At 44.0% G+C, this 11007-nt stretch carries 11 protein-coding genes and 1 pseudogene; 8 read left to right on the plus strand and 4 right to left on the minus strand.

Annotated elements, in window-relative coordinates; genetic code table 11:
• Position 1 precedes the first annotated feature (1 nt).
• On the minus strand, positions 2-2245 hold the full coding sequence (locus QUA33_RS17680; protein ID WP_333149871.1) for a WD40 repeat domain-containing protein: 2244 nt from the start codon (positions 2243-2245) through the stop codon (positions 2-4).
• 1 nt (position 2246) lies between these two features.
• Positions 2247-3683 (minus strand): NACHT domain-containing protein, encoded by a 1437-nt coding sequence (locus tag QUA33_RS17685; RefSeq protein ID WP_333149873.1) that lies wholly within the window; start codon positions 3681-3683, stop codon positions 2247-2249.
• Positions 3684-3976: 293 nt separating this feature from the next.
• On the opposite strand from QUA33_RS17685, the gene QUA33_RS17690 reads away from it, so the two are divergent.
• The 3 genes and pseudogenes from QUA33_RS17690 to QUA33_RS17700 all read left to right on the plus strand — a co-directional run.
• Positions 3977-4603, plus strand: a complete 627-nt coding sequence (locus QUA33_RS17690; protein ID WP_333149875.1) for an ATP-binding protein — start codon at positions 3977-3979, stop codon at positions 4601-4603.
• A gap of 205 nt (positions 4604-4808) precedes the next feature.
• On the plus strand, positions 4809-5444 hold the full coding sequence (locus QUA33_RS17695) for an ATP-binding protein (protein ID WP_333149877.1): 636 nt from the start codon (positions 4809-4811) through the stop codon (positions 5442-5444).
• 54 nt (positions 5445-5498) lie between these two features.
• Positions 5499-5687: pseudogene (locus QUA33_RS17700) on the plus strand (response regulator transcription factor); the annotation flags it as partial.
• A 247-nt stretch (positions 5688-5934) separates the two neighbouring features.
• Here QUA33_RS17700 and QUA33_RS17705 read toward each other — a convergent pair.
• The gene (locus tag QUA33_RS17705; protein ID WP_333149892.1) at positions 5935-6897 is read right to left on the minus strand and encodes a glycosyltransferase family 9 protein; all 963 of its coding nucleotides are present in this window, start codon (positions 6895-6897) and stop codon (positions 5935-5937) included.
• Positions 6898-7067: 170 nt separating this feature from the next.
• On the opposite strand from QUA33_RS17705, the gene ispD reads away from it, so the two are divergent.
• The 3 genes from ispD (at position 7068) to QUA33_RS17720 (ending at position 8933) form a co-directional block, all read left to right on the plus strand.
• On the plus strand, positions 7068-7760 hold the full coding sequence (ispD, locus tag QUA33_RS17710) for a 2-C-methyl-D-erythritol 4-phosphate cytidylyltransferase (RefSeq protein ID WP_333149879.1): 693 nt from the start codon (positions 7068-7070) through the stop codon (positions 7758-7760).
• Between the two features lie 178 nt (positions 7761-7938).
• Positions 7939-8604, plus strand: coding sequence for a Uma2 family endonuclease (locus tag QUA33_RS17715; RefSeq protein WP_333149881.1), 666 nt, complete (start codon positions 7939-7941; stop codon positions 8602-8604).
• The gene (locus QUA33_RS17720) at positions 8601-8933 is read left to right on the plus strand and encodes a hypothetical protein (protein WP_333149882.1); all 333 of its coding nucleotides are present in this window, start codon (positions 8601-8603) and stop codon (positions 8931-8933) included. Before QUA33_RS17715 ends, QUA33_RS17720 begins: the two co-directional genes overlap by 4 nt.
• 132 nt (positions 8934-9065) lie before the next feature.
• Here the strand turns inward: QUA33_RS17720 and QUA33_RS17725 are convergent, their stop codons facing one another.
• Positions 9066-9998: a LysR family transcriptional regulator gene (locus QUA33_RS17725; protein WP_333149884.1), complete on the minus strand. Its 933-nt coding sequence runs from the start codon at positions 9996-9998 to the stop codon at positions 9066-9068.
• Between the two features lie 300 nt (positions 9999-10298).
• Between QUA33_RS17725 and QUA33_RS17730 the strand changes: the two genes are divergently transcribed.
• On the plus strand, positions 10299-10556 hold the full coding sequence (locus tag QUA33_RS17730) for a hypothetical protein (protein ID WP_333149886.1): 258 nt from the start codon (positions 10299-10301) through the stop codon (positions 10554-10556).
• Positions 10557-10661: 105 nt separating this feature from the next.
• Positions 10662-11007: hypothetical protein (locus QUA33_RS17735; RefSeq protein ID WP_333149888.1), on the plus strand; the 346-nt coding region annotated here is incomplete at its 3' end.

Genomic DNA, 11007 nt, shown 5'->3' on the forward strand with positions numbered 1-11007 from the left:
CTCACGCCATCCCCTTTTCTAAATACTCAGTAATCCCTTCTAGCCGCAGGAAATAGACGCGGCCCGATGCGTCGCCTGCCACAATTGTGACTCCATCGGGTGCAATAGCGCAACAGGCGATCGAACTTTCACCAGTGAAACTAGCAATGACATTTCCAGTGGTTAAATCCCAGACTTTGAGGGTTTTGTCTCTTGAGCCAGAAATCGCCTGTTGAGCATCGGGGGTGATGGCTACTGCTTTTACCGAGTCGCTGTGACCTTTGAGAGTAAACTGTTCCTTTCCAGTGGTTAAATCCCAGACTTTGAGGGTTTTGTCTCTTGAACCAGAAATCGCTCGCTTGCTATCAGGAGTGACAACAACTGCATTTACCGAGTAGCTGTGACCTTTGAGAGTAAATAGTTCATCTCCTGTTGTTAAACTCCAGACTTTGATGGTCTTGTCCGATGAACCAGAAATCGCCTGTTGACCATCGGGGGTGACGGCGACTGCTTTTACCCAGTCGCTGTGACCTTTGAGAATAAATAGTTCACCTCCAGTTGTTAAATCCCAGACTTTGAGGGTTTTGTCCAAAGAACCGGAAACTGCCCGCTTGCCATCAGCAGTTACGGCTACTGCTTTTACCCAGTCGCTGTGACCTTTGATAGTAAACAGTTCGTCTCTGATTATTAAATCCCAGACTTTGATCGTCTTGTCCCACGAACCAGAAATCGCCCGCTTGCCATCAGCAGTGACGGCGACTGCATTTACCGAGTTGCTGTGACCTTTGAGAGTAAACTCTTCCTTTCCAGTTGTTAAATTCCAGACTTTGAGGGTATGGTCATTTGAACCAGAAATCGCCCGTTTGTCATCAGCAGTGACGGCTACTGCATTTACCGAATTGTTGTGACCTTCAGAAGTAAACTCTTCCTTTCCAGTTGTTAAATTCCAGACTTTGATGGTTTTGTCCCACGAACCAGAAATCGCCCGCTTGCCATCAGCAGTGACAGCGACTGCATTTACCGAGTTGCTGTGACCTTCAGAAGTAAACTCTTCCTTTCCAATTGTTAAATTCCAGACTTTGATGGTTTTGTCTCTTGAACCAGAAATCGCCCGCTTGCCATCCTCCGTGACGGCGACTGCTTTTACCAAGAACCTGTGACCTTTGAGAGTAAACTGTTCCTTTCCAGTTGTTAAATCCCAGACTTTGAGGGTGTTGTCATCTGAACCAGAAATCGCCCGCTTGTCATCAGCAGTGACGGCTACTGCGTTTACCGAGTAACTGTGACCTTTGAGAGTAAATAGCTGCTTTCGAGTTGTTAAATCCCACACTTTGATGCTGTTATCCGATGAACCAGAAATCGCCCGTTTGCCATCCTCCGTGACGGCTACTGCGTTTACCGAGTTTCTGTGACCTTTTAAAGTAAACTGTTCGTTTCCAGTTGTTAAATCCCAGACTTTGAGAGTGTAGTCGCACGAACCAGAAATTGCCCGCTTGCCATCCTCCGTGACGGCGACTGCATTTACCGAGTGCCTGTGACCTTCGAGAGTAAACAGTTCCTTTCCAGTGGTTAAATCCCAGACTTTGAGGGTGTTGTCAGATGAACCAGAAATCGCCCGCTTGTCATCAGCAGTGACGGCTACTGCATTTATCGAGTCGCTGTGACCTTTTAAAGTAAATTGTTCATCTCCATTTGTTAAATCCCAGACTTTGAGAGTGTAGTCCCACGAACCAGAAATTGCCCTTTTGCCATCAACAGTGACGGCAACTGCACTTACTGAGTTGCTGTGACCTTCGAGGGTGCGTAGTAGTCCCCTGCGAGGCGGAGTTAAACAGGCTGTCAAAGGACGCAACCAAGGTGCTGCTTTCCACTGCTTGGCTACGTCTAGCATTGCTTGAATCTCAGGCATTTCAAAGTACAGTAAGCGCCCTAACAATTGTTCCGCCAGTTTGGTCTTATCTCCCTCCAAAATATCGGCTGACATCCACAGCGCCGCTTGAATCAAGTCCAGGGCTTTCGCTTTTTCTGGGTTGTACTCTCGGTGAGTTACTGCTTCTGAATCGTCAAGCAAATTGAAATCATCAACAAGTGCCTGCACCCCAAACTCAGAATGCTGAATCTTTGTCATCAGAAAGTTAAAGTCTGTCAGTTTTTGATAATACTTTTCTAAATTCCCTGACTTGACATAATTTGGCAGTAAGCTGCCCAGATAAGCACGTTGATAGAAAAGAGGTTTGGCAGCTAACTTGTCAGCAAATTCTCCCATCTCACGTCATCCCCTCTTCTAAATACTCAGCAATCCGTTGATTTACTTCTTTAAAAATCTTCCGCTTTGAATCCATCTCCCGTTTGCCTTTCAGAAAGTCAAGGAAACTAGCATGATAGATGGTGTAGCAGATTTCTCCCTCTACATTCTGCTTTTTCAAATACTCAACCCACTTATCTTCTAAAACCTTTCCCACATCGCATTCATCCACCTTGGCAATTCCAGCAATCATCTTGCAGGGAATCGGCGTGCCAATCTCTAGTAAAATATACAAGACATTCTCCATCAATTGCCCTGGCTTAGCTTCCATCCCCATCTTTACCCAATGGCTTTGATAATACTCTAGCAACCCGTCTGGCAATTGCTTTAAACTCAAGTCATTGTAAACGCCTTTAGCAATTGCCGGCAAAACATACCGCAAATACATAAAATTCTTTTCGCTCTTGTTTGCCACTTGCTCGATAAAAGTTTTATCGGGAATGTTGCGGGTTTGAATCCATTTTTTCAGTCCATTTTTATGGTCAGAATCGGTATTGATAACAAAGCGAATATATTCTTTGATATCATCGTGATTGAAATTAACATACTGGCTATCTCTTAAATCTAACTCTTCTTCGGGAACATCTACTAACAATCGCTTTTTATCGAGGCTATAGGGTCGCCTAGTCAGCAGAAAATATACGTTCTTTGGCAGATTCTTCGGTAAATGTAAAAGATTTCCTCCCGGTTCTTGTTCGACTTCATCCAGTGCATCAACTGCTATTACCAAACGTTCAGTACCAGTGAGTTTTGCCGCCGCCCTTGCCAGTAAAGTTGGTAAATCGGCGTCTTCTGAATTTTGCAATTGATAGCGGTCAATTAATTGCCGGCGAATGCTCTTCAAAAACAATTCTGGTCTGTTGCGACGTTCGACGAGAATATTGAAATAGCAGGGAGATTTATGTTCAGAGACGTATTTGGCAACGATCGAACTTTTGCCCATTCCCGCATCCCCGACGATTGTAAAATAACCGTGAGGATTGTCGGTGATAAATTGCTGAAACGTCTCAAAAACAAATTGGCGGCCGCAAAACCTGCGAATTTTTTCTTCTATTAAAGAGCGAAATTCTTCAGGGTAGGGAGATGAGTTAGAAGCTTGGGTGTCAACTACTGGTTGTGATAGTTGATAATACTTCTGTATTAATTTAGTCTGCAGAATCTTCAACTTTCCTGCACCTTGTTGGTCAGAAAGTTCAGGGAAACTCTTTGAAAATTTCTTGTAAATCTCTCCCAGTCGCTGTGTTACAGCAGCTTCTGATATGCTGAATTTTACTGAAAGCTGTGCCTGATTGAGGGGTGCTCTTTCAGGAGAGAAGAGTGCTGCTAATAATGTGTCTTTTTGTTCCATCGATAATCCATGTGTCCCAGATTCGCCTGTAAGCAATTCTTGCCAATCCATCTAGGTTAACCCCTCATTTAACTTTATTACAACTTACGTGTCATGCACTTAAATCATCCTGAGCCTTGTCAAGGAGCTCTGAGACGGCTGGAATGCTTCGCAGTCCTGAGCCTTGCGAAGGATAGGGACTCTGCATGACAGTAGTTTAATTATACCTTGACTATACTTTGATTATACCGGCCTCTAATAGACCTAAGTTTATACCTCTGGTCAACTTCACTCAATTAAAGTGATGCGATGATTTGATCAGAACACAGACAAGCAGTTATTGATAAACAAGAGAGGTCAGTCAAATGAATTTTAAATTATTGGGAAACTCACACGGTGACGAAGATTTTAGCAAAATGGATGAAATCCCGTCACTGGGGATAGGTATAAAAATTATTAGCCAAATTGCCGATGAGCTTAGTTATACCCACACTTCTGACCGTCGAAACTGTCTGTTAATTGTAAAATATTTTCAGCCTGTATTACCTCACCCTAGCACTCAAACTGGTTGTTTTAAGCGAGCGACCGATACTTTAAACATTTTCAACTGGCTGAAAGAGCAAAAAACTAGCCAATCCGATCGCACTTCTAACCAGCCACTGCAAAAAATTACTCTGCAACTCAATAGTGATGTCGCCACTGTCAATCAAGTTTTATGGTGGGTCGAACAGTTAGAGAATCTACCACTTCCCGAAGAAGTTTTGCAGCTTTGTAAACTGGCGACCGTGGAGGGGTTTATCAATGCTATTCACCACCACAAAAATATGCCATCAAACACTCCTATCGATCTGGCGATCGCAGTTTTTAACGAACGCATAGAAATTCAAATTTGGGATTGGGGAAAACCTCTTAATTTTCCAGAAAAAATTACAAGCAACCAATCGCAAGCAAAAGATACCTTCGGTTTAAAGGATCTGCAATTTATGTTTTAGCCAAGATGACTATATCTGCAATTCATTCTTTAATTAGTTGTGCCTGACTAGGGCCGATAGGTTTTAATCTCCTGCCCAATTTGCCATAAAAATCATGGCATATCGCAAAGTAAAACTCACCTTGTTGACCCTACATTCTTCCTTTTGGCTTCAGTAGGATATCTGTAGAAACAAAAAACTTCAATATTTAGCAGAGGAAACCGTTATGAACTATAACTTAGAAAATTCGCACCGTGACGAAGATTTTAGCGAAATCGATGAAATAGGAAAAATAGGTATAAAACTTATTGGCAAAATTGCCGATGAGCTAAGTTATACCCGCACGTCTGAGGGGCGAAACTGTCTGTTAATTGTAAAATATTTTCAGCCAGCTTTAGTACCACACAAACCTAGCACTCAAGCTAGTATTTTTAAGCGTGCGATCGACGTTTTACACAGCTTTAACTGGCTTCAAGAGCAACGAAATCCTCAATCCGAGCCAAGTTATAACCGGCCATCCCACAAATTCAAGGTTCAAATAAAGAGCGAACTCCAGGCGGTTACTCAACTTTTATGGTGGGTCGATGCAGTTTTTTTAGAGCCTCTACCCATTCCCGAAGCAGTTTGGCAGCTTTGCAAGCTTGCTGCGATCGAGGGTTTTGCCCATGCTGTTCGCCACGCCCACACAAATCGGTCATTGGAAACTCCGAAAATAGAACTGGCGATCGCAGTATTTAACGAACGCCTAGAGATCGAAATATGGGATTGGGGCAAGCCTTTTGACCTCAAGACCAAGCTGAAACAAGAATTGCCCGAAAAAACTCTGTTTAGTTGGAACGACCTAGCCTTTACTCTTCACTAAAGCTGTTCTGAAATTGCCAGTTGTCCAGTGACAACAGAAAGGAACTTTTTTGTGATGATTGCTGATACTACTCCCAAGATTCTCGTTGTGGATGATGACCCATACATCCGCAATTTAATTCATTGCTTTTTTAATCACAAATATCAAGTATATTTGGCAGCAGATGGCGAGACTGGTTTAGCATTGTTTGAGAAATTCAAGCCTGTGCTAGTAATTCTCGATTGGAATTTGCCGGATACTACTTTAGAACTTTATTGCTCGATCACAATAGTTAAAAACCGATGGTGAAAGTTGAGGGTGCGGAATGTGGGTTGCAGCAGATAATGGATGATTTGGAAGACTAACATCGAGTTTTAGATGCCCGACTTCTTTCCTCATCCCCCGGCTCCGCCTCCTGTGAAGCGCAGACAAGCGAGGCAGAGCCTCTAGATATGGGTTCCCAGGCAGAGCCTGGAAACCAGCTAAAAGTCCTTACTACGAACTTTTCTTCTTAGCCGCCCCAAACCTTCTTCAAAACATCTTGAGGAGAGATGTCTGCCATTTTGCCAGTAGGAGATTTAATGCCCAAAAATCGATCGCTCTTTGGCAACAATTTCGCCGGTTCAGTCGGGCCAAACAAAGCTATTGTATAAGTTTGAACCGCCACAGCTAAGTGCATCGGCGCACTGTCAGTACATATCATCAAATTAGCAGCAGCAATGGTGGCAGCCAACTTGCCGACATCATCCGGCGAGATAACTTTTACATTCGGACATGACTCGACTAACTTTGTCACGAAGTCTGCATCTTCGGGCCCTTTCACAACAACAACGGGCAAATTCGGCTGCCGCTGCTGACAATCTTCAATTATTTGCTTCCAGTTGTCTGTAGGGTAAATTTTGTCAATACCTTTAGACACAGCTAATTGACTCGAACCGCCGTGAATTAGAATGTAACCGCTTTCTTTGATTCCCAACCGCTGCTGTTCGGCTTCCGCCCACTGAATGTCCTGTTTAGGTACATTAATTGCGATCGCCGGACAAGGATTTGTAATGTTGAATCCTTGCAGCAAATCGTGGTACATTGAAGCCGCGTACTGTTCAGTTTTCAGCGGTACCGCAGCAGTGAGAAATCGAGCACCGTTGGTTCCCGAATAGCCAACTCTCTGCGGAATGCCGGTCAGCCACAGCAGCAGCCCTACAGTCCACCGCTGGCCGAGGGAAATAACTGCTTCGTATTCGCGATCGCGAATTACGCCCAGTAAATTGCCCAAATCTGCCATAGCGTTGCGGTCTTTGAAATTGTACGTCAAAACTTCTTTGACGGACTTGCAGACTCGGTAAGCGCCCTTCGCCCTCGGTTCCACGATGACATCAATTTGCGCCTCTGGATAAGACTGCTTGAGGTCATCGAGGGTGGGGAAAAATAAAATTTGGTCGCCAATCCCGCCAGGGACAAGTGCTAGTATTCGCATCATAAACGATCGGGCTATTATCTATCGAGGTAGCTCTCAGCGATCGGTCTTCAGCTATCAGCTTATAGTAATTCTAGACTTTAAAAGCTACTGGCTGACAGCTAAACAACTGACCCAAAAGTACAGGACGCTCTTAATATATACCTAGTTGGGTGAAGAAGGGTTACTTAATGCACTTATTAATTCCTGCAGCAGGTTCGGGGCGACGGATGGGGAGTCAGCGGAACAAACTGCTGCTGACTTTGCTCTCTAAACCTTTGCTGAGTTGGACTTTGGCTGCGGCTGAAGCTTCGCAGCACATTAGCTGGATTGGCATCATGGGCCAGCCAGACGATTTTCCGGATTTTAAAGCAATTCTGAGCGATTTATCTTTGGTCAAGCCCGTGGAACTGATTAAAGGAGGCGCCACCAGGCAAGAGTCAGTTTACAACGGTTTGCAGGCTTTGCCACCAAATGCCGATCGAGTGTTGATTCACGACGGCGCCAGGTGTTTGGCAACTGCTGAATTGTTCGATCGATCTGCCGAGGTTCTCTTGACCTGTCCGGGCTTGATTGTAGCCGTCCCGGTCAAGGATACGATTAAGGTCGTGGATGACCGTCGGATCGTGCGAGACACCCCAGACAGAAGCAATTTGTGGGCAGCCCAGACTCCCCAAGGATTTGAAGTGAAATTGTTAAAGCAGTGTCACGAAGAAGGGCGACAGAAAGGTTGGGAAGTTACCGACGATGCGGCTTTGTTTGAAAAATGCGGTTTACCAGTCCGAATTGTGGAAGGAGAAGAGACGAATTTGAAAGTCACAACGCCCGTTGATTTAGCACTAGCTGAATTTATTTTGCGGCAGAGAACAGATAAGAACAAATAGAATTTGTTGACTATTTTTAAGAACGGGCAAGATGCCAGTTCCACAATCAATAATTTTTTATTTGTGGAACAGGCAAGATGCCTGTTCCTTCCACAGCCAATAATTTTTTATTTGTGGAACAGGCAAGATGCCTGTTCCTTATGTTATCTTAGAAATCTCATAGCTGGAAGTAAAAAATATGATTTCTGTTGCGCCGATCGCACCACCGTTACCCATAGGCGAACAGCGAGTGGTGTTTAGAAATATTACTTGGCAGGGTTATCAACAACTGCTCAAAATTCTGGGCGATAAACGAGCAGCTAAATTGATATTCGATCGAGGGATTTTAGAAATAACCATGCCATTAGAAGAACACGAATTTTCAGCACGCTTAATCGAACTTTTGATTCGGATTTTGGTAGTAGAGCTAGGTTTGAAGATTAAAACAATGGGTTCGACAACCCTCGATCGATCGGACTTAGAGCGCGGTGCAGAACCAGATAATGCCTATTACATCCAAAATCAGCCCCTCGTAGCCGGTCGTACAGTAGATATAGCCACAGATCCAGCACCCGATTTAGTAGTGGAAATAGATATCACCCATACCGATATTAACAAGCTTGCTCTCTATGCCAGTATGGGAGTACCGGAGTTTTGGCGGTACAATGGTAGAGAATGGCGAATTTATAAGCTAGAGAACGATGAGTATTTGGAAGTATCTGTCAGCCCCACTTTTCCCATCGTCCCCAAGGAAAAGCTTTACGAATTCTTGGCAGCAGCGCAGCTAGATGAAGTAGAAGCGGAGGTGAATTTCCGCAACTGGGTGAGAGAGATGGCGAATATTAATAACACAAGTGGAGCATGAAAGCAATGGAATATAGCGGTACATGGCGGATCACAGAGATGGCAATGTGGGATAGTGATTATTTGGACATGGAAGTTGAAGCCTATATCGAGATTGATGAAACAGGTTCAGGAGAATTTCAATTCGGTTTAGTATCAGGTGAAATTGACGGCGAAGTCGTAAAAGATGGAAAGGACCAGCGATTTGAGTTTACATGGGACGGTAATGATGAGAACGATCCTGCGTCTGGTAGCGGTTGGCTCAAATTAAAGGATAAAAACTCGGTAGATGGTCGAATCAAATTCCACCAAGGCGACAGTTCTAGTCTTGTTGCAAAACGCATGAAATAGGCAATCAGCGATCGTACTATTTTATGCGATTTTTTTTACCGCAGATACAATCCCATCCGCGTTCATCTGTTGATATCTGCAGTAAAAAAAACCCAATCTAACCAATAACCAATAACAACTGACTTAGATTTCTCATGAAGGATTAATCGGAAAATCGCCCTCACTATCAACCTCTGGGGTACTTTTAACTAAATCCAAAAACGCAAACACGGCCGGAATCAACAACCCATCCCTCAAAACAGCCACCCCAATTACCCTTTCAAAATCCGCAGGCAAAGTGCAAACTTTCACCGACGTAGGTATCGGTTCCGCAGCCAAACGCGGAAGAATTGCTGTACCCAAACCTTGCATCACCATACTGACAATAGTTGAATCTTCGCTGAGTTCGTAAGCGATATTTAAGGGAAACCCCGAAGTTGTCAAATATTTTCGCAGCGGTATCGAACAAGGATTTTCCGCCGGCTGCAAAATCAACGGATAAGCTGCTAATTCTTCCCAGGTAATCTTATCACTTGACAATTTGGCAGTTGGCGGCAGCAACACAACATATTTATCCCGCAAAATTTCTCTAGTTTCAAATTCATCGGAGATGGGAAGAGATACAAAGCCGATGTCTGCTTTGCCCGATCGCAAAGCCTCTTCCACAGCTTGGGTATAATAAACTTCGGTAATGCTAACCGTAATTTTGGGAAAGCAACTGCGAAATTTAGCAATAATACCCGGTAGGATATGAGTTGCGACACTCCGAAAAGTAACTATCCGTACCTGGCCTCCCTGCAAACCTTTTTCTAAATCCGCTTCTTTGACCATCATTTCTAAGGCGCAGGCTATTTGACGCCCGTGACTCACTACCCTTTTCCCCACTGGCGTCAGTTGAGCACCGTGTCGCCCCCGGTGGAACAATTGCACTCCCAATTCTGTTTCTAAAGAGGCGATGGCGTGGCTGACGGCGGATTGGGACAGTTCCAATTGCAAAGCCGCCTCGCTAAAGTTTTCACAGTCTGCTACAGCTATCAAAGCTTGAATCTGAGAGAGTTTCATCCGCCGCGTATTGATTTCGTTCATAGCGTTTGTGCCAGTAGTACCCAAATTGTCACAAGGGCTTCGATATATCGATTTTATTCATACAACCTATGCAAGCAATGCTTTGATTGTCAATTGCCGCAGAGTTAAGGTTAATTTATCAGGTAACAGATAGACTTTTACAGGACTTGCACGACAACAATAATATTGTGCTTTAATTGCAAAAATTTTATTGCAGTTAAAAGCTATTTTTTGTAATTTTATTAGTGCAACTTTTGTAGAAATAATCACTTTAAGGTGTTGGCTATGTCTACTTACAAAAGTCTGATAAACCCCCGAATAATGATGTTTTTTCCGATAACATATCGAGCTAAAATATCCGCACAACAGAAAGGGCTATCTCTCTTTTCACCTATAAATAAAATTGGGCAGTTTTGGCTCTACCTCATTTCTAGTGAGGACGAACTGAGAATTTGGCAGACGTGCGATCGCTATGGTAACACTTGGTGGCACGGTTGCGATCGGGCGACGGGTCGTTCTACCTGCGTGGCAACGGATGATGAAATGCGCGCTTGGATCGATCGGCGTTATTGCCAATAGTAGTGTGTGGGTTGCGTGGAAAAGCAGTGAAATACAGTCGTCCATTAGCAATTAGCAATTACCAATTAGCAATTACCAATTACCAATTACCAAGTAGGAGATGCTATGCTTCAAATATCTTCCAAATGTGCAGCGCCCGTTAGCGGAGCCCTCGAAGAGGATCGCATTATTCTGATGGAAAACGAGGTATACAGATTGCCTCAAACTCATCGAGAAATTCAAGTTTTGTCAGGAATTGCTTGGATCACACTTGACCAACAGGACATCATCTTGCAAAGCTCTGAAAAAGCATCGCTTCCACCTAGCAAAAACTTTGCTATCATATCCGCTCTCAACAATATGCCGCTGATTCTGGCAGTCTGGCAAGACAAAAACGGCGTTGCTGAATTAGGGTATGATACGAGCAAAAATACGGGAGGGGAGTCGAAAATGATTTCCAGGATTTTGATGG

The sequence above is a fragment of the Microcoleus sp. Pol14D4 genome (assembly GCF_036701245.1).
Taxonomy (GTDB): Bacteria; Cyanobacteriota; Cyanobacteriia; order Cyanobacteriales; family Microcoleaceae; genus Microcoleus.